The organism is Paenirhizobium selenitireducens ATCC BAA-1503 (assembly GCF_900492185.1).
GTDB classification, from domain to species: Bacteria; Pseudomonadota; Alphaproteobacteria; order Rhizobiales; family Rhizobiaceae; genus Allorhizobium; species Allorhizobium selenitireducens_A.
This window is the reverse complement of record NZ_UEYP01000003.1, coordinates 263,823-282,783: the sequence shown is the minus strand read 5'-3', so window position 1 is coordinate 282,783 and position 18,961 is coordinate 263,823. Positions and strand designations below refer to the sequence as shown.

General features: G+C 63.0%; 16 protein-coding genes. 9 read left to right on the top strand and 7 right to left on the bottom strand.

Going from position 1 to position 18,961, the window contains the following annotated elements; genetic code table 11:
- The first annotated feature begins 369 nt into the window (after positions 1 to 369).
- The 5 genes from RHIZ70P_RS07505 (at position 370) to RHIZ70P_RS07485 (ending at position 5,183) form a co-directional block, all read left to right on the top strand.
- Positions 370 to 2,673 (top strand): putative bifunctional diguanylate cyclase/phosphodiesterase, encoded by a 2,304-nt coding sequence (locus RHIZ70P_RS07505; RefSeq protein ID WP_115669764.1) that lies wholly within the window; start codon positions 370 to 372, stop codon positions 2,671 to 2,673.
- A 199-nt stretch (positions 2,674 to 2,872) separates the two neighbouring features.
- A complete protein-coding gene (locus RHIZ70P_RS07500; protein ID WP_115669763.1) occupies positions 2,873 to 3,634 on the top strand; it encodes an N-acyl amino acid synthase FeeM domain-containing protein in 762 nt (253 codons plus the stop codon).
- Positions 3,635 to 3,793: 159 nt separating this feature from the next.
- Complete coding sequence (locus RHIZ70P_RS07495; RefSeq protein WP_115669762.1) at positions 3,794 to 4,018, top strand: aa3-type cytochrome c oxidase subunit IV; 225 nt, start codon at positions 3,794 to 3,796, stop codon at positions 4,016 to 4,018.
- Positions 4,019 to 4,046: 28 nt separating this feature from the next.
- The gene (locus RHIZ70P_RS07490; protein ID WP_115669761.1) at positions 4,047 to 4,346 is read left to right on the top strand and encodes a hypothetical protein; all 300 of its coding nucleotides are present in this window, start codon (positions 4,047 to 4,049) and stop codon (positions 4,344 to 4,346) included.
- Positions 4,347 to 4,355: 9 nt separating this feature from the next.
- Complete coding sequence (locus tag RHIZ70P_RS07485; RefSeq protein ID WP_115669760.1) at positions 4,356 to 5,183, top strand: NAD(P)(+) transhydrogenase (Re/Si-specific) subunit beta; 828 nt, start codon at positions 4,356 to 4,358, stop codon at positions 5,181 to 5,183.
- 81 nt (positions 5,184 to 5,264) lie between these two features.
- Here RHIZ70P_RS07485 and RHIZ70P_RS07480 read toward each other — a convergent pair whose 3' ends face one another.
- Positions 5,265 to 6,065, bottom strand: a complete 801-nt coding sequence (locus RHIZ70P_RS07480; RefSeq protein WP_235842180.1) for a tetratricopeptide repeat protein — start codon at positions 6,063 to 6,065, stop codon at positions 5,265 to 5,267.
- Between the two features lie 202 nt (positions 6,066 to 6,267).
- On the bottom strand, positions 6,268 to 6,501 hold the full coding sequence (rpsU, locus tag RHIZ70P_RS07475; protein ID WP_115669758.1) for a 30S ribosomal protein S21: 234 nt from the start codon (positions 6,499 to 6,501) through the stop codon (positions 6,268 to 6,270).
- Positions 6,502 to 6,806: 305 nt separating this feature from the next.
- Between rpsU and RHIZ70P_RS07470 the strand changes: the two genes are divergently transcribed.
- The 4 genes from RHIZ70P_RS07470 to RHIZ70P_RS07455 are packed head-to-tail and all read left to right on the top strand — an operon-like array spanning position 6,807 to position 11,937.
- Positions 6,807 to 8,060 carry a sarcosine oxidase subunit beta family protein gene (locus tag RHIZ70P_RS07470; protein WP_115669757.1) on the top strand — a complete coding sequence of 418 codons (1,254 nt, stop codon included), beginning with the start codon at positions 6,807 to 6,809 and terminating at the stop codon, positions 8,058 to 8,060.
- Positions 8,061 to 8,079: 19 nt separating this feature from the next.
- A complete protein-coding gene (locus tag RHIZ70P_RS07465) occupies positions 8,080 to 8,400 on the top strand; it encodes a sarcosine oxidase subunit delta (protein ID WP_115669756.1) in 321 nt (106 codons plus the stop codon).
- Positions 8,397 to 11,390 carry a sarcosine oxidase subunit alpha gene (locus RHIZ70P_RS07460; RefSeq protein WP_115669755.1) on the top strand — a complete coding sequence of 998 codons (2,994 nt, stop codon included), beginning with the start codon at positions 8,397 to 8,399 and terminating at the stop codon, positions 11,388 to 11,390. Before RHIZ70P_RS07465 ends, RHIZ70P_RS07460 begins: the two co-directional genes overlap by 4 nt.
- On the top strand, positions 11,383 to 11,937 hold the full coding sequence (locus tag RHIZ70P_RS07455; protein WP_115669754.1) for a sarcosine oxidase subunit gamma: 555 nt from the start codon (positions 11,383 to 11,385) through the stop codon (positions 11,935 to 11,937). Before RHIZ70P_RS07460 ends, RHIZ70P_RS07455 begins: the two co-directional genes overlap by 8 nt.
- 117 nt (positions 11,938 to 12,054) lie before the next feature.
- Here the strand turns inward: RHIZ70P_RS07455 and RHIZ70P_RS07450 are convergent, their stop codons facing one another.
- The 5 genes from RHIZ70P_RS07450 to glgC all read right to left on the bottom strand — a co-directional run bounded on the left by RHIZ70P_RS07450 (position 12,055) and on the right by glgC (position 18,953).
- Positions 12,055 to 12,540, bottom strand: a complete 486-nt coding sequence (locus tag RHIZ70P_RS07450; protein ID WP_115669753.1) for a MaoC family dehydratase — start codon at positions 12,538 to 12,540, stop codon at positions 12,055 to 12,057.
- Between the two features lie 91 nt (positions 12,541 to 12,631).
- Positions 12,632 to 14,599, bottom strand: a complete 1,968-nt coding sequence (glgX, locus tag RHIZ70P_RS07445) for a glycogen debranching protein GlgX (RefSeq protein ID WP_115669752.1) — start codon at positions 14,597 to 14,599, stop codon at positions 12,632 to 12,634.
- Positions 14,600 to 14,609: 10 nt separating this feature from the next.
- Positions 14,610 to 16,241 (bottom strand): alpha-D-glucose phosphate-specific phosphoglucomutase, encoded by a 1,632-nt coding sequence (locus RHIZ70P_RS07440; RefSeq protein ID WP_115669751.1) that lies wholly within the window; start codon positions 16,239 to 16,241, stop codon positions 14,610 to 14,612.
- 4 nt (positions 16,242 to 16,245) lie between these two features.
- On the bottom strand, positions 16,246 to 17,685 hold the full coding sequence (gene glgA, locus RHIZ70P_RS07435; RefSeq protein WP_115669750.1) for a glycogen synthase GlgA: 1,440 nt from the start codon (positions 17,683 to 17,685) through the stop codon (positions 16,246 to 16,248).
- Positions 17,685 to 18,953, bottom strand: a complete 1,269-nt coding sequence (gene glgC, locus RHIZ70P_RS07430) for a glucose-1-phosphate adenylyltransferase (RefSeq protein ID WP_115669749.1) — start codon at positions 18,951 to 18,953, stop codon at positions 17,685 to 17,687. The genes glgA and glgC overlap by 1 nt, the downstream gene beginning before the upstream one ends.
- Between the last annotated feature and the right edge of the window lie 8 nt (positions 18,954 to 18,961).

The window sequence follows — 18,961 nt, the reverse complement described above, 5'->3', positions numbered from 1 at the left end:
TCCGGGTTTCCGGCCTTTTCCGCAATCTGCCCCCTCTCTTCATCTAGTCTTTCGTCTAATGCCTTCCGTCAATTTTTCACCGATGCGGCGGCGCCCGAGGGGAGGTCCAAAGACACTCTGGGGAGCTGTTTCCCATGCCCCATTTCGGGACAGGGCACGATGCGTCGTTTGATCGACCTTAACTTGTTTGCAACGAGCGATTTGCCATCCTGGCGAAAATGCGCAATCTGCAGCAGTGGCCTGGGGACTGCTGTCGCGCGCAGCGTCGTGATCAAACGATGTGTGCGCTCGACTATGGATTTTCCTGTGTTTTTGGCAATCGATTTTTAAATCGTTTTGCATAGGTTGCAGGGACAAGGAGGCCAACGGATGAAGGCTCATGGCACGAAAGCTGTGCCGACGGACGTATACCTGTCCTTCGTCAGCTCGCTGTTCGGCAACCGGCAGACTCTGTTTACCGGCATGCTGGTCCACATCCTGACCTATCTCGTGGTCTATCATAAGACCAAGGATCTGGTCTTCGTCATGCTGGCCATCGCCTTCGTGGTCGTCTTCGCCAACCGCCTCCTCCTCTTCGCTCGCTTCAGCAAGGCCGAGAAGTCGACCTGGTCGCTCGATGACATCCGGCAATGGGAGGCGCGCTATGTCCTGGGCGGCGCCTCGACCGCCGCCATTCTCGGGATCGGTTGTGGTTATTCCATTCTGGAATTCGAGGACACCTTCGTCGAGCTTGCCTGCGTCTCCGTCACCATGGCCTCGATGGTGTCCGTCGTCGGGCGCAACTATGGTTCTCGGCTGGCCGTCAATCTTCAGAGTCTGGCCTGTTGCGCTCCGATCATCGTCGGCGCCGCCTTTTCCCAGGACCCCTACAAGGTGCTCCTGTCGGTCATGCTCATTCCCTTCGTCCTGACAACCCAGGCGATGGCAAAGGGCGTGCGTGAGTTTCTCTATGAGAACGTCCTCGCAGCACGGGAAATCAAGAAGGTCGTCGGCAGCTTCGACACTGCACTCAACAACATGACGCACGGCCTCATCATGCTCGATCCGCACAATCGCATCGAGGTCATCAATCGCAAGGCCTGCGAACTGCTCAATCTCGGCGAGCGGGCGAGGCTGAAGAGTTGTGATCTCGACGTCGTGTTGCGCTACGGCGTGCGCCATACCTTCATCGATGGTTCGATGCCGAGCCTGATCCAGCGCCAGCTCGCCCAGTTGATGGACGGCACCATTTCGCGTGCCATCATGCAGTTCTCAGAGGATCTCGTGCTGGAGTTCTCCGCCAGCCGGCGTCCCGAGGGCGGCGTCGTTCTGATCTTCGAGGACGTCACCGCGCGCGTGCGTGCCGATCGCAAGATCCTGCACATGGTGCGGTTCGATTCCATGACCGGACTGCCGCAGCGCAGCTATTTCGCCGAACTCGTCAGGGACCAGATCGCGGCCCGCACCAAAGGCGGTGAGATCGCCTTCATGGTCCTCGATGTCGACGAGTTCAAACATGTCAACGACATGAAAGGGCATGTGACCGGCGACCGGCTGCTTGCGGCGATCGCCAACCGGCTGCTGAAGCTCGCCGCAGGGGAGGCGATCGTCGGTCATCTCGTCGGTGACCAGTTCGTCCTGTTCTTCCCCAATGCCGAGCAGCGTCCCGACCTCGAGCAGCGGATGCGCGCCATCCATGCCGCCATCGCCGGTCAATACGACATCGACGGCACCAGTTTTGCCGTCACCTTCTGCGCCGGCGCGGTCCAGATGGACATTGCCGAACTGCGCATGGAGGAATGGCAGATCAAGGCCGACCTGGCGGTGTTCGAATCGAAATCGCGCGGCAAGGGAAATTTCACCGCCTTCGCCCAGGAAATGGATGCCCGCTATATCGAGCGCCAGCGACTGAAGACCGACCTCAAGGAAGCGGTCGAGACGGGTGCTTTGCAGGCCGTCTACCAGCCGATGTTCGTGTCGGACGGATCGCGCATCGCCTGCTGCGAGGCGCTGTCGCGCTGGACGCATCCGGACAAGGGCGCAATCCCGCCCAACATCTTCATCCAGATCGCCGAGGAAATGGGAATCGTCGCCGACATCACCCGTTTCATGATCCGCACGGCCTGCCGCGATTGCGCCACCTGGCCGGAGTCGATCGGCGTCTCGGTCAATCTTTCGGTCCAGGACCTGCGCAATGACGACATCGTCAGGACGGTGCTCGATGCGCTAGACGAATCCGGCCTGGCGCCGACGCGTCTGCATCTCGAAGTCACCGAGTCGAGCCTGATCGAGGAGCTGGGCGCTGTCCGACTCATCCTCGAGGAATTGCGCCAGCACGGCATTACCATCGCTATCGACGACTTCGGCACCGGCTTCTCCAGCCTCAGCTATCTCGATTCGCTGCCGGTCGACCAGGTCAAGATCGACCGTTCCTTCGTGCGCAATATCGGCGAGGATGCCAAAAGGCTGAAGCTGCTGCGCGGCATCGTCACCCTGTCGCGCCAGCTCGATCTCGGCATCATCGTCGAAGGGGTCGAAACCCAGGAGCAACTCGCACTGCTGGCCAAATACGATCTGGCGGACCTCATCCAGGGCTATGTCTATTCGATGCCGATCGCCTCGGAAGCCGTTGCCGACCTCGCCGAACGGGCCGAAAAGAAGCTGGTTGCGGCCGGCGCCGTCAACGTCGCCTGACATCATTCCAGATCTCGTTTGTGAAATCCCCTGTATTTAAAGGGTGCGCCAAAGGCCGCAACCCCCGGTTAACCATGTTTTCTAAGCATCTGTTAACCTTAACAAACGGTAAATCGTCGCAGTACAAGATTTCGCAAGTGTGCAACCTCTCGTGGTTCGCTAAGGTTGGTTAACAAATCGTAAACCGCGAGGCCACTGAATGAATGCACGCGCCGAGGTGCCCGAAAGCTTTGCTGCAAGACTGATGTCGCTGCTCGACAATATCGAGTATCGACGGATCGAAAGCAGCGAGGACTTTGGCGAGATCGAACGGCTCCGCTACCGCGCTTACAAGGCGGCGGACGTCCTGCCGGTCGGGGCCGCCAGCCTGATCGACGACATCGATTTCGACGACCATGCCTATGTCTTCGGCGTCTACTATTTCGAGGAACTGGTGAGCACGGTACGGCTGCACTATGTGACGCCAAGTCATCCGGTCGCACAGTCATCGGGTGTGTTCCCGGATGCGATCGACGATTTCCTAGAGGCGGGACTGACCCTCATCGATCCGGCGCGCTTCGCCGTCGAGCCTCAGGTCGCTGCGGAGCTTCCCGTCCTGCCGTACATCACACTGAGGCCGAGCATTGTCGCGGCTGCCTATTTCAAGGCGGACCGGGTGCTGCAGCACGTGCGGCCGCCACATGCGGCATTCTACAAGCGCGTCTTCTATGCCGACACGATCGTCGATCGCAGGATGACGGAGATCTATGGGCTGGAACTGACGCTGCTCGCCACCAATACCCACACGACAGGCAGGAAGCTGCTGGAGCGCTATCCGTTCTTCAATTCGGGCGAACACGAGCGGCGCCTGATGTTCGGTCGGGACAGAACGCAGGCGGCGCCGTCGCTTACCGTGCTGCCTTCGGCACGGCTGGTGTTCGAGGGGCACATTCCGGGCGCTATTGCCGGGGTGCATTATTGAATAATCCAGCATAGGGCGCGGTGACTGATTGCACTCCTTTCAAGCTTTGTGTAAGGCGGAAAAGGGGAGAGGCGTGTTCGACGCAGCAGCCTGCACCTGGTGAAATTCAAGTCGGCGGCCCGCTACCAAGGTGAGGCGGCCGCCCAAGGGAGACAGATCATGAGCGAACACCACGGCGGTCCCGTCGAAACCGGCGCTTCGATGAACTATAACGAGCATGAAAAGACCTATGATCTCTTCATCGCCGCGACCAAGTACAGCACCGTCTTCCTCGTCGCGCTTTTGATTGCCATGGCCGCCGGCTTCTTCGGTGGCGCCGGCTTCCTCGGCGGCCTGATCGTTCTCGTCGTGCTCACCGCTGCCGGCGTGTTCCTGATGCGTTGATCGGCAGGCGGCAGGGGAAGGCGCAAGCATGTTCACCGCCGCTTCCGATCCCTTTCTGTTTCGGCTCGCCGTTTTCGCGCTGGCGATTTTCGTCGGCTGGGTTTCCGCATCCCGAACATTGCGCGGCCATCGTCAGGCATTCGTGGTGGTCGCCGGCCTTATTGCCGCGGCGATCTCCAGCGGTGCCATCCTGATCGTCGGCGTGTCACCGGCTGGCCCGCCCCGCAGCCTGTCATTCGCGGCTCTGCTGCTGGTTTCGGCCGGTGTCGTCGCTGGCCTTCTGATCGCTGCGCGGAGGATTTCGGCCGACAAGCGGCGTGCGGGCTGAAGGGGCATCATGCAGCAACTGGCCGTCATCTGCGATCTCGCTGCCGCCCTCTTCCTCGCCGTCTGCGCCATCAGGGGCGCTGGCGGGCGGCCCTTGCCCGCCCTGGTTCCGTTCTTGGCCGTTGGACTCGGTTTTGCCGCTCTTGCCGCCTTGCTGGCGGCCGAGCCAAGCTTCGGCGGTTCCCTGCTGATCCTGCTGGCGGTCGGGATAGGCTGCACACTGGGTGCGGGCGTGGCGCTTTCCGCCTCTCTTGCGCGTGTTCCGCTGTTCCTGACCGGCCTTTTGATCCTTTACGGGATCGTTGCGATTCTTCTTTCTACAGCCATCGTCGACAGCGGTTCCCCATTCTGGCAGGCAGGGACGGGAGCGGGTGACATCGAGCGGCTGGGCGCGGCCACCGTGGCGATGATCGCCGGCAGCCTGGTGCTGGGCGGCGGGAGCGTGCTTCTTTTCCGACGCGCCCGAGTGGCGAGCGCAGGGGAGTGGTTCGCCGGTCTCCGCCGCCTGCAGGTCCTCACCATAGCCATGACCCTGCTGCTCGCTGCCGTCTTCCTCGTCACGCACAGCCCGCTGATATTCTGGCTCTGCGCCGTCACGGGCGTCCTGGCGGGGGCATTGCTGGTTCTGCCCATGGGTGCCAAGGCGCGTTGGCCGTTGTCGGTCTTGTTGACCGGATTGTGCGGTCTTTCCACCGCGGCCCTGGGTTTCGCCCTTGCGAGCCTGGTGATGATCGCGGCAGGGGGGCTGGTCGCAGCGTCCATGGCTTCGGTGCTTGCCGACCTTGCTCGAGACGCGGGACGGCGGCCGCTTCTGATGCTGTTCTACAGGCAAAACTGACGATCAACGGGTAGCCGATGAAAAATGCCGGCGCGGAGCCGGCATTTTTTCATTGGCTATCTGTGCGTCTCGACGCTCGGATCAGGCGCCGCCGCCGCGCGTGCGGGCGAGGCCCTGCTGGGCCGGCAAATATTTCGGGTCGAGGCCGAGGGCGTGCGAGTAAGACTTCGAGGCGCGAGCCTTGTCGCCGCGGCGCTCGTAGATCAACGCCTGGTTGGCCCAGGATTCGGCGATCTTGCCGTTGAGTTCGATGGCATGGTTGAAGTCGGCGAAGGCATTCTCGTCGTCGTTCAGGGCGACATAGGACACGCCGCGGCCGTTATACGGCTCGGGTGCGCTCGGCGACAGGGAGATGGCCTTGGAGAAGTCGTCGATCGCCTTGTCGTGCTGACCGCGTAGCTGGTAGATCAGGCCGCGATTGTGATAGGCGCGGCCATCCGTCGTGTCGAGCTGGATGGCGCGGTTGAAGTCGCCGAAGGCTTCGTCGATCCGGCCGGCCTGGCGGTAGATGTTGCCGCGGCCGATATAGGCGACATCGTAGTTGGCGTTGAGGCGCAGCGCGGCATTGTAGTCCCGGGCCGCTTCGACAGGCTTGCCCATGTTGCGGTAGACCAGCGCGCGGTTGGCATAGGCCTGGTAGAAATTCGGATTGAGTTGCAGGGCGGTATTGAAATCGTCCAGCGCCTTGTTGAACTGCCCGGCACGGCCGTAGGCCGAACCGCGGACATTATAGCCCTCCGGATCGCGCGGATTGGCGGCGATGACCGACGACAGCGACGCGATGTTCTCTTCCGAGCCCTGCTCGCGATCGATGCGGATCGTGTCGGGGCTTTCTATCGTTTGACAACCGGCGAGGCCGATGAGGGCAACAACCGCGACCATGCCGGCGAGGCGGCGCGTCCCGGCAATGGCGAGCTTTGGGGTCTCAGGAAGCGAATGATCGATCATGGCGGGCCAATTTGTCCGGCGGGCTGTCCGCTGCCGAGGAGCCGAACGGCAGCGCTTTTGGTAAAAAGGAAAAGAGCGGTGGCGAAACGATCGCCCCCGCCCTTAGAACATCGGAAAACGTCGAAAAAACGACAGATCAGCGAGCGGCGCGTGCCGGGGGCGCAGCAATCAGACCTTCGCGCTGCATGCGCTTGCGAGCCAGCTTGCGAACGCGGCGAACCGCTTCGGCCTTTTCGCGCGCGCGCTTCTGCGAGGGCTTCTCGTAATAGTCGCGCATCTTCATTTCGCGGAAGATACCTTCGCGCTGCATCTTCTTCTTGAGAGCGCGAAGCGCCTGATCAACGTTGTTGTCGCGGACTAGTACCTGCACGTTTATCCCGTTCCTTTGGTTTCGAGTGGTCGTCGCGCCAAAGTCAGGTCATCGGCACAACGAAGAACTATCTTTTTCGCCCGGCTACAAGCCCGGCGATTAGCGAGGCCAATTAGCAGAACATCGGGCCCAAGTCCAGATGGTGCGGGCGTTTTCGCAAGGGCAAAAAAGCGTGCCGAACAAGGGCTGACCAAAGCGTGTCGAAAGAGGCATGTCGCAACGTCGCAAAAGGGCGGTCATGACGCATATGGATTTGTCAGTTTCGCAGCCTACCCCATTGCCTGAACTATAGGAGTTTGAGGCGAATGCGCAAATATTCGGTTTTTGCCGTGGCCCGCGAGGCGCTCAGAGCTCACAAGGGCTGGGAAGCCCAGTGGGTCTCTCCCGAGCCGCGTCAGGCTTATGACGTCATCATCATAGGCGGCGGCGGCCATGGCCTCGGCGCGGCCTATTACCTCGCCAAGGAACATGGAATCACCAATGTCGCGGTGATCGAGAAGGGATGGATCGGCGGCGGCAATACCGGTCGCAACACCACCATCATCCGGTCCAATTATCTCTATGAAGAGAGCATGGACATCTACGAGCATTCCCTGAAGCTGTGGGAAGGCTTGAGCCAGGATCTCAACTACAACGTCATGTACTCGCCGCGCGGCGTGATGATGCTGTCGCACAATGTGCATGACCAGCAGTCGTTCAAGCGCCACATCAATGCCAACAATCTCTACGGCATCGACAACGAGTGGCTGACGCCGGAGCAGGCGAGGGCCTATTGCCCGCCGCTCGATATTTCCAAGACCGCCCGCTACCCGATCAACGGCGCGGCGCTCCAGCGGCGCGGCGGGACGGCGCGTCACGACGCGGTGGCCTGGGGCTTTGCCCGTGCGGCGTCCGATCGCGGCGTCCATATCATCCAGAACACCGAGGTCACCGGTATCCGCCGGGGCCCTAACGGTGAGGTCACGGGCGTCGAGACGTCGCGCGGGTTCATCGGCGCGAAAAAGATCGGTGTGTCGGCTGCCGGGCATTCCTCGGTCGTCATGGGCATGGCCGGCGTACGCCTGCCGGTCCACTCGACCCCGCTGCAGGCTCTCGTGTCCGAGCCGATGAAGCCGATCTTTCCCTGCGTCGTCATGTCGAACACGGTGCACGCCTACATCTCGCAGTCGGACAAGGGCGAGTTCGTCATCGGCGCCGGCACGGACCAGTACAATTCCTATTCGCAGACCGGTGGCCTGCAGATCATCACCCATACGCTCGATGCCATCTGCGAGCTGTTCCCGATGTTCCGACGCGTCAAGATGATGCGCCAGTGGGGCGGGATTACCGACAATACGGCGGACCGCTCGCCGATCCAGGGCGTGACGCCGGTGCCCAACCTGTTCGTCAACGCCGGCTGGGGAACCGGCGGCTTCAAGGCGACGCCGGGCTCGGCCAATCTGTTCGCCCATCTGATCGCCAGGGGCGAGCCGCACCGCCTGGCGGCAGGTCTCACCCTCGACCGCTTCCGCACCGGACGTCTGATCGACGAGGCGGCCGCGGCCGCCGTGGCGCACTGATCCTCAAAGGACATTCATCATGCTGCTGATCAAATGCCCCTATTGCGAGGAAGAGCGCTCCGAGCTCGAATTCCGCGCCGCCGGTGAGGCGCATATCGCCCGCCCGGCGAACATCGCCGACATCACGGATGAGGAATTCGCGGACTATTTCTTCCTGCGTGACAATCCGAAGGGCCTCATCTTCGAACGCTGGCGCCACATGAGCGGGTGCGGCCGCTTCTTCAATGCCGTGCGCGACAGCGTGAGCGACAAGATCCACCTGACCTACAAGGCCGGAGAGCCGAAGGCCGACGTTTCGGCCTTCCTCCCGAACGCAGTCGAGAAGGGAGCGTCGAAATGAGCGGCGCCAATCGTATTGCCGGCAAGGGCCGCCTGACGCCGGCCCGTACCGCCCGTTTCACCGTCGATGGTAAGAGCCTCACGGCCTATGAGGGCGATACTGTCGCCTCGGCCATGCTGGCCAGCGGCATGCACCTCGTCGGCCGGTCGTTCAAGTATCACCGCCCGCGCGGCATCCTGACCGCCGGTCCGGAAGAGCCGAATGCGCTGCTTGACGTCTCGCGCGACGCCGCCCGGCGCCAGCCGAACGTGCGCGCCACCGTGCAGGAAGTGTTCGACGGCATGAAGGTCGAGACGCAGAACCGCTGGCCGTCGCTGTCCTTCGACATCGGCGAAGTCAACGACTTCTTCTCGCCGTTCTTCGCCGCCGGCTTCTACTACAAGACCTTCATGTGGCCGAAGTCCTTCTGGCACTCGGTCTATGAGCCCTTCATCCGTCGCGCCGCGGGCCTCGGCGTTGCGCCGAAGGAAGAGGATCCGGATCATTATTCCAGCCGCTACGCGCATTGCGACGTTCTCGTCGTCGGCGGCGGTGCAGCCGGTCTTGCCGCGGCACTTGCCGCAGCCGAGACCGGTGCCGAGGTCATCCTGTGCGACGAACAGCCGGAACTGGGCGGTGCCTTCCACTACGACACCGGCGCGACCGTCGACGGCCAGAACGGCTATGACTGGGCGCAGGCCACTGCCGCCCGGCTGGCTGCCATGCCGAACGTCCGGGTCCTGCCCCGCACCACGGCTTTCGGCTATTACAACCACAACTTCGTGGCGCTCGCCGAGCGCGTCACCGACCATCTCGCCAAGCCGGCCAAGAGCCTGCCGCGCGAGCGGCTGTGGCAGGTCCGCACCAGGAAGGTCGTGCTCGCCACCGGCTCGATCGAGCGCCACATGGTGTTCGCCAACAACGACCGGCCGGGCATCATGCTCGCGTCCGCGGCGCGCACCTATCTCAACCATTTCGGCGTGGCCGTCGGCGCCAAGGTCGGCGTCTACACCGCCCATGATTCGGCCTATGAGGCAGCCTTCGACCTGAAGCGTGCCGGTATCACTATTCCGGCGATCGTCGACTGCCGCGAAAAGCCCGGCGAAAAGGTGCTTGCCGAGGCCCGCTCGCTCGGCATCGAAGTGCTCGTCGGTCATTCCGTCGCCGACACGGCGGGTCGCCTGCGCATCCGCTCGATGACGGTCAAGCGCAACGGCAGCGGCAGCGGCCGCAAGATTGAGGTCGATGCGCTGATCGTGTCGGCCGGCTGGACGCCGTCCGTCCATCTGTTCTCGCAATCGCGCGGCAAGTTGAAGTTCGACGCCGCCAATGACCGCTTTCTGCCGGATGTCTATGCGCAGGACAGTATCTGCGTCGGCACCTGCAACGGTATCGACGACCTGCAGTCGATCATCGACGAGGCGTTCGCGGCCGGTGCAAGAATGGCGAAGGAAGCCGGCGCGACCGGCTCCGTTTGGTCGGCGCCCGCTGGCGTCAATGCCTTCGGCTGGACCGGCGGCATGATCGGTGCGGCCGAAGGGGCAGGGCGCGACACAAGCGTCAAGGCCTTCATCGACTTCCAGCACGATGTCTGCGCCAAGGACATCCGCCTGGCGGTGCGCGAGGGCATGCACTCGATCGAGCACATCAAGCGCTTCACCACCAACGGCATGGCTTCCGACCAGGGCAAGCTGTCCAACATGCACGGACTGGCGATCGCCGCGGAAATGCTGGGCAAGGAAATCCCCAAGGTGGGCCTCACCACCTTCCGCGCGCCCTATACGCCCGTCACCTTCGGCACGCTGATCAACCACTCGCGCGGCGAGCTGTTCGATCCGACCCGCAAGACCCCGATGCATGCCTATGAGGCTTCGCTCGGCGCGGCGTTCGAGGATGTCGGCAACTGGAAGCGGGCCTGGTACTATCCGCGTCCAGGCGAGGACATGCATGCGGCGGTCAATCGCGAATGCAAGACGGTCCGCGAGGCCGCCGGGGTGTTCAATGCCTCGACGCTCGGCAAGATCGAAGTGGTTGGCCCGGATGCGGCTGAGTTCCTCAATCTCATGTACACCAATGCCTGGGACACGCTGAAGCCCGGCAAGTGCCGCTATGGTATCATGACCCGCGACGACGGTTTCGTTTATGATGACGGCGTCGTCGGTCGCCTGGCCGAGGACCGCTTCCATGTGACGACGACGACGGGCGGTGCGCCGCGCGTGCTCAATCACATGGAAGACTACCTGCAGACCGAGTTCCCGCATCTCAAGGTTTGGCTCACCTCGACCAGCGAGCAATGGGCAGTCATCGCCGTCCAGGGCCCGAAGGCCCGCGACATCATCGCGCCCTTCGTCGAGGGCATCGACATCTCGAACGAAGCCTTCCCGCACATGAGCGTGGCCGAAGGCAAGTTCTGCGGCGTGCTGACCCGGTTGTTCCGCGTGTCGTTCACCGGCGAGCTCGGCTTCGAGGTCAACGTGCCGGCCGATTTCGGCGCCGATGTCTTCCGGAAGATCTGGGAGCGGGCCGAGAGCCTCGGCGCCTGCCTCTACGGCACCGAGACCATGCACGTACTGCGCGCCGAGAAGGGCTATATCATCGTCGGCCAGGACACCGACGGCACGCTGACCCCGGACGATGTGGGCTATGGCTGGGCTGTGTCGAAGAAGAAAAAGGACTTCGTCGGCATCCGCGGCCTGAAGCGACCGGACCTGGTCAAGGAAGGGCGCAAGCAGCTCGTCGGCCTGCTGACTAAGAACCCGAACGAGGTTCTGGAGGAGGGCGGCCAGATCGTTGCCGATCCGAACCAGCCGAAGCCGATGACCATGCTCGGTCACGTCACCTCGTCCTACTGGTCGGAAAATCTCGGCCGGTCGATCGCGATCGCCACGCTGGTCGGCGGTCGGGCGCGCATGGGTGAGACGCTCTATGTGCCGATGAAGGACAAGACCATTGCGGTCGAGGTGACCGACACCGTATTCTTTGACAAGGAAGGGGGCCGCATCCATGGCTGATGCTTTCGTCGCTGAACGCAAGACCGTGCTGGCCCGCGCCCATGGCGGCTCGCCCTCTGTGCGACTGAGGCCTGCAGAACCCGCGATGCGTGTATCGCTGCGGGCCAGGGCGGAAGATGTCGCAGCGCTTTCCAAGGCGCTCGGGGTCAAGCTGCCGGTCAAGCCCAAGGGCTCGGCCAGCACCAAGGGCCGAATGGCGTTCTGGCTCGGCCCGGACGAATGGCTGCTGATCGATGACAAGGGCGGCGATCTGATGGCCGACTGCGCCGCGTCCGGCGTGGTTCATTCGGCGACCGATGTCTCGCATCGCAATACCGCGATCATCGTATCGGGGCCGGGTGCCGCCAATGCGATCAATGCTGGCTGCCCGTTGAACCTGTCGTTGAAGACCTTCCCGGTCGGCGCCGTCACCCGCACGGTGTTCGGAAAGATCGAGGTCGTCCTTTATCGCATCGACGAAGAGACCTTCCGCCTGGAATGCTGGCGTTCCTTTGCAGAGTACGCCTTCGGCCTGCTCAATGAAGCGGCGGAAGACGCTGCGGCTTGAACCTTGAAGGGTTGGCCGGGGTGAAAGTCCCGGCCAGTCAAGTTTTTTCCCAGCGGTGTGAAGCGCGGTACGGGCGCCACGTATTGCTTCGCCAGTCTCTTTCTGACGTCTCCATGGTCACACGCCCTCTGGGCGGTCCTTCGGATCGAACTGAATGATGGTCATCCAGGTGGCGGTGAGCGCCGGCTTGCGTTCGCCCTCGATCTCGATGGTGACGTCATACGAGGTCATCATCATGCCCGCGCCGCGGAAACGCGCCTCGGACAGCACGAAATGCCCGCGAATGCGCTTGCCGCATTTGACCGGCGTCATGAAGCGGACCTTGTCGAAGCCGTAATTGATGCCCATGGTCTGTTCACGGATCTTCGGCAGGCAATCATAGTTCATCGTCGACAGCAGCGACAGCGTCAGGAAGCCATGGGCGATCGTTCCGCCGAACGGTGTTTCGGCAGCGCGCGCCGGATCCACATGGATGAACTGGTGATCGTCGGTCGCACCGGCAAAGGCGTCGATCATGGCCTGATCGACGGTGATCCACTTGGACACACCAATCTCCTCGCCGATCAGCGCCGAGACATCGGCCAGGGAAATCTCACGGGGCATGGAACCTCACCAATGGTTGCAGTCAGTGAATTCTTACAGGGGCTTGTCCGAACAGGGAATAGCGGGCCTGTGCGCAAGGAAAATGAAAAAATCAGTGTTCGATGTAAAAGGTGACGGAACGGGCACCGAGGCGGATTTGCTCGACGGGTTTGTTGGCGGGCAAGTGGTGCCAAATGCGTTTATCGCTTCGGGGTAGATCGAAGTCCAGTGTCGAATGGGAGCGGTTGAAAAGGACAGCCAGGCGCAGTTCGGTCTTCAGTTCGTAGTCGATCGTCCGCAGGACCATGGTGAGGCCCTGGGCCTCGCCGTTTTCCCAGTCCGTGACGATCATGGGCGCGCCGCCCGGCGACAACCATTCCACCGCGTCGTGATCGGCGAAGAAATGCGTCTCGGCAAAGACCGAGAAACGCTTGCGCAGCGTGGAAAGCTGCGAGACGTGATCGATCATGTCCTGGTCTGCCGCAGGCCAGTCGAGCCAGGTCAGCTCATTGTCCTGGCAATAGGCATTGTTGTTGCCGTGCTGGGTCCGGCCGAACTCGTCGCCGGCGGTCAGCATGATTGCGCCGCGGGTGGCAAACAAGGTGGACAGGAGCGCGGACACGTCGCGGCGACGGTCGGCGAGCACCGCGGGATTGGCCGTTTCGCCCTCCATCCCGTTGTTCCACGAGAAGTTCTCGTCGTGGCCGTCGCGGTTGTGTTCGCCGTTGCGGCCATTGCGCTTGTGGCTGTGCGAGACCAGATCGAACAGGGTGAAGCCGTCATGGGCGGCGATGAAATTGACACCGCGGGTCTCGGCACCGCCGTTACGCGAAAAGCTATCCGAAGACCCGGCAAGGGCCGTGGCGAGAGCGCCGGCCATGTGGCCGTCGCCGCGCCAGTAGCGGCGGATGTCGTCGCGCGCCCGGTCGTTCCATTCGAGGAAGCCGTCGGGAAAATTGCCGAGCTGGTAGCCGCCCGGGCCGATGTCCCAGGGCTCGGCGATCATCACCCGGTCCTCCAGGACCTCGTCGCTGAGAATGGCGTGCAGCGTGCGGGATGTGTGATGGAAGCCGTGAGCGGTGCGGCCGAGGATGGGGGCGAGGTCGAACCGGAAGCCGTCGACGCCGGCATGGATCACGAAATGGCGAAGGCTGTCGACGATCAGGCGGCGGACGTAGGGATGGTCACAGGAAAGCGTGTTGCCGCAGCCGGTGTCGTTGACCAGAACGCCGGGATTGTCGGGCAGGTGGCGATAGCAGCACAGGTTGTCGAGGCCGCGCAGGGACAGCGTCGTTCCGAGCTTGTCGCTCTCGCCGGTGTGGTTGAACACCAGGTCGAGGATGACGCCGATGCCGGCCTCGTGCAGCGTCTGCACGGTCTCGCGCAACTCCGTCATGCCGCCCGGTACGATGCGCGGATCGAGCGCCATCAGCGCGATCGGATTATAGCCCCAGGCATTGGTCAGCCCGAGCGGCGGCAGATGACGCTCATCGATCCAGGCGACGATCGGCATCAGTTCGATCGCGTCGACGCCGAGCTTTTTCAGGTGGGCGATGACAGCAGGATGGGCAAGCGCGGCAACAGTCCCCCGCTGTTCCGGCGGGACATCTGGATGCAGCTTAGTGAAGGCCTTGACCGCCAGCTCATAGATGAAACCACCCTTGGGTAGAAGCGGACGCAGCGGCTTGGCCAGCGGATCGTCGGTGACGATGGCCTTGGGGACCAATGCGGCTGTCTCCGCGCCGAACACCGAGAGGCGTGGATCGTGGGCGAAGGGACGGTCGAGCTCCTTCGCATAGGGATCGACCAAGAGCTTGGATGGATCGAACCAGAAACCATGATCCGGCGCGTAGCGCCCATGGGCGCGGTAGCCGTAGCGGCCTCCCTTGACGATGCCATCGACATGCAGGCGGTGGACATCGTGGGTCCCACGCACCATCGGCAGACGGCGCAGTTCGGCTCGGCCCGAATCGTCGAACAGGCAAAGCTCGATGCGCTCGGCATGATGCGACCAGACGGCGAAATCGGCACCGCGGTCGGTCAGCACGACGCCGCCCTGTCTGGTCTCGATGGGGGTCATGGGCGGCCGGTCAGGTAATCACGCTCGGCGCATCGCGGCCGGTGCGGGTGCGGATGTCGGCGAGACTTTCGGCCGCGGCGATCAGGTCGGCAAGGGCGGTCTGCGTTTCGAGATCGTGGCGGCTGGCATCGGGCTCGTAACGCTCGATATAAACGCGCAGCGTCGCGCCGGACGTGCCGGTGCCGGACAGGCGGAAGACGACGCGCGATCCGCCTTCGAAAAGGACACGGACCCCCTGGTTGTTGCTGACCGACTGGTCGACCGGATCGAGATAGGAAAAATCGTCGGCTTGCGCCACGACGAGATCGCCGATCTTCGTGCCCGGAAGCGTGGCGAGCTTTGCGCGTAGTGCGGCCACAAGCCCGTTCGCCGCGTCGGTGTCCACTTCCTCGTAGTCGTGGCGCGAATAATAGTTGCGGCCATAGGTCGCCCAGTGCTGGGTAACGATGTCGCGAACGCTCTCGCCGCGCACGGCAAGAATGTTGAGCCACAGCAGGACGGCCCAGAGCCCGTCCTTTTCGCGTACGTGGTTCGATCCGGTGCCGGCCGATTCCTCGCCGCAGATCGTCACCTTGCCGGCATCGAGCAGATTGCCGAAGAATTTCCAGCCCGTCGGCGTCTCGTACATGCCGATCCCGAGCTTTTCGGCCACCCGGTCGGCGGCGGCACTGGTCGGCATGGAGCGGGCGATGCCGGCAATGCCCTTGTTGTATCCGGGTGCCAGATGGGCATTGGCGGCGAGAATGGCCAGGCTGTCGGAGGGGGTGACGAAGATGCCCTTGCCGATCACCAGATTGCGGTCGCCGTCGCCATCGGAGGCTGCGCCGAAGTCGGGGGCGGCGTCGCCCGACATCATCTCGTCGTAGAGTTCCTTGGCATGCACCAGGTTCGGGTCGGGGTGGTGGCCGCCGAAGTCGGGCAGGGGGATGAAGTTGCGGACCGTGCCGGCCGGCGCACCCAGGCGGCCCTCGATGATCTCCCTGGCATAGGGGCCGGTCACGGCGCTCATCGCGTCGAACACCATGCGGAAGCCGAGACCGAACAGGTTACGGATGGCGCCGAAGTCGAACAGTTCCTCCATCAGCGCGGCATAGTCGGCGACGGGGTCAATGACCTCGACCGTCATGCCTTCAACCTGGGTGCTGCCGATCGTGTCGAGATCGACATCGGCCGCGTCTACGATCCTGTAGCTTTCGATCACGCGGGATCGTTCGAAGATCGCGTCGGTGATCCTTTCCGGCGCCGGACCGCCATTGCCGGTATTGTACTTTATGCCAAAATCCTCGGTCGGGCCGCCAGGATTGTGGCTGGCAGAAAGGATGATGCCGCCGAAGGCCTTGTACTTGCGGATGACGTGCGAGGCGGCCGGGGTCGAGAGAATGCCGCCCTTGCCGACCAGAATCTTGCCGAAGCCGTTGGCGGCGGCCATTCTGATCGCCTTCTGGATCACTTCGCGATTGTAGTAGCGGCCGTCGCCGCCGATCACCAGCGTCTGGCCAGAGAAGTTCTCGAGACTGTCGAAGATCGACTGGATGAAGTTTTCCGCATAGTTCGGCTGCTGGAAGACCGGAACCTTCTTGCGCAGGCCGGAGGTGCCCGGCTTCTGGTCCGCAAACGGCGTTGTGGCGACGGTCGAGATCATGGACTTACTGGCCTTTCGAGACGAGGCGTTGATAGAGTTCGGCATAGCGCTCGGCGCTTCTGCCCCAGGAGACGTCGGATTTCATCCCCTGCTTCTGCAATTGACCCCAGATTTTGACAGAGGTGTGAAGGCGCACCGTGCGGCGGATCGCAGAACGCAGGGCGTCGGCCGAACCGGGGGCGAACTTGATGCCGGTGGCGGTCTGGGCGGCGATCGCCGCTTCGTTGGCGTCGATGATCGTATCTGCCAGCCCTCCGGTGCGGGCGACCACCGGCACGCAGCCATAACGCAAGCCGTAGAGCTGGGTGAGGCCGCAGGGCTCGAAGCGCGACGGGATGAGGATGGCATCGGCACCGGCCTGCATCAGATGCGACAGCGGTTCGTCGTAGCCGACCACCATGCCGATCCGGCCCTTGTGGCGGGCGGCGGCGGCGAGCAGGCTGGATTCGAGCGCATGATCACCGGAGCCGAGGACCACCAGCTTGGCGCCGGATGTGACAAGCATGTCGGTGACCTCGGCCAGAAGATCCATGCCCTTCTGCCAGGTCAGACGCGAGATCACGCAGAAGATCGGGCCGTCATCATCGTCGAGCATGAAGCGGGCGGCAAGCGCTTCCCGGTTTGCCTGGCGCTTCTTCAGCGCCGTGGGCGCATAGGTCTGGGCGATCAGCCTGTCCGTCGCCGGGTTCCATACGGTGGCGTCGATGCCGTTGACGATGCCGTAGAGGTCGTCGGCGCGGCTGGCGATGACGCCTTCGAGCCCCATGCCGAAGGCGGGGGTGAGGATTTCCTCGGCGTAGGAGGGACTGACGGTGCTGACCGCATGGGCCGTGACCAACCCGCCCTTCAGATAGCTGATCGTGCCGTAATATTCGAGCGCTTCCCACAACGCGTGGCCGGGAAGACCGAGCTGAGGGAACAGGCCGGCGGAGAACTGCCCCTGGAAGGCGATGTTGTGGATGGTGATGAGGCTCGGCCTTTCCGGCGTCTCGCCATAGCGCATGTAGACGGGCGTCAAAGCGCTCTGCCAGTCATGGGCGTGGACGAGATCCGGCTGCCAGCCTGGCATGGCGCCGGCGGCAATCTCCGCGCCGGCCTTGGAAAGCACCGCGAAGCGCTTCCAGTTGTCGGCATAGTCGCGGCTGTTGGGATCGACATAAGGGCCGCCGGCCCGCTCGAACAGCGCAGGCGCGTCGAGCACGAGGATGTCGATCCCTTCGTGTTTTGCTTCGAGCAGGACCGCCCTTTCGCCGAGCAGGTCGGAGAACTCCGTGCGTTTCACCAGATTGCCGAGCGCCTTCAGTACCGCCGGATAACCGGGGACGAGGGTCTTGGTTTCCACGCCAAGGGCGGCCAGCGCCAGCGGCAAAGCGCCGGCGACATCCGCAAGGCCGCCGGTCTTGACGAGCGGGTAGAGTTCGGACGCGACCGAGAGGACCTTCATCAGACTGCCATACCGAGCTTGTCGATCATCGGCTGGGTGATCAGGCAGATGCCTTCCTCCGATCGGCGGAAGCGCCGGGCGTCGATTTCCGGATCCTCGCCGACGACCAGGCCTTCGGGAATCACCACGCCGTGATCGATGATGACATTGGTCAGTCGGGCATGCCGGCCGATCTGGACCTTCGGCAGGATGACCGCGCCCTCCAGGCGTGAGTAGGAGTTGGCGCGCACGCCGGTGAAGAGCAGGCTCTTGTAGAGCGAGGAGCCGGAGATGATGCAGTCGCCGGCCACCAGCGAGGAGATCGCCGAGCCGCGCCGACCCTCGTCGTCATGCACGAATTTGGCCGGAGGGGTGATCTCCGAATAGGTCCAGATCGGCCAGGACTTGTCGTAGATGTCCAGTTCCGGAACGATGTCGGTCAGGTCGATATTGGCCTGCCAGTAGGCGTCGATCGTGCCGACGTCGCGCCAGTAGGGTGTGCGCTCGAAGTTGGACCGCACACAGGAATGGGCGAAGCGATGCGCCACCGCTTTGCCGTTCGAGACGATGTAGGGAATGATGTCCTTGCCGAAGTCGCGGCTCGAATGCGGATCGGCGGCGTCGCGCCTCAGGATTTCCATCAGGAACTTGGTGTGGAAGACATAGATGCCCATGGAGGCGAGGGCAAAATCCTCGTTGCCTGGAATGCCCGGCGGGTCGGCCGGCTTTTCGATGAAGGCGATGATCTCGTCCTTGCCGTCGACATGCATGACGCCGAAACCGGTCGCTTCCATGCGCGGCACTTCCAGGCAGCCGATGGTGACGTCGGCGCCGGAATCGACGTGCTGCTGCAGCATCAGCTCGTAGTCCATCTTGTAGATGTGGTCGCCCGCCAGGATGACCATGTATTCCGGGCCGTAGGGCTCGATGATGTCGATGTTCTGGTAAACGGCGTCGGCGGTGCCCTCGTACCACTGCGTTTCGGAAACGCGCTGGCTGGCCGGCAGCACGTCGAAGCTCTCGTTTCGCTCGGGCCTCAGGAAGTTCCAGCCGCGCTGCAGGTGGCGGATGAGCGAATGAGCCTTGTATTGCGTCGCGACGCCGATGCGGCGAATGCCGGAATTGATCGCGTTGGACAGGGCGAAATCGATGATGCGGGCCTTGCCGCCGAAATAGACGGCGGGCTTGGCGCGTCTGTCCGTCAGTTCCTTGAGGCGGCTTCCCCGACCGCCGGCAAGCACATAGGCCATGGCATCGCGCGCCAGGGGTTGGGGTCGCTTCTCCATCATTTCGCCTC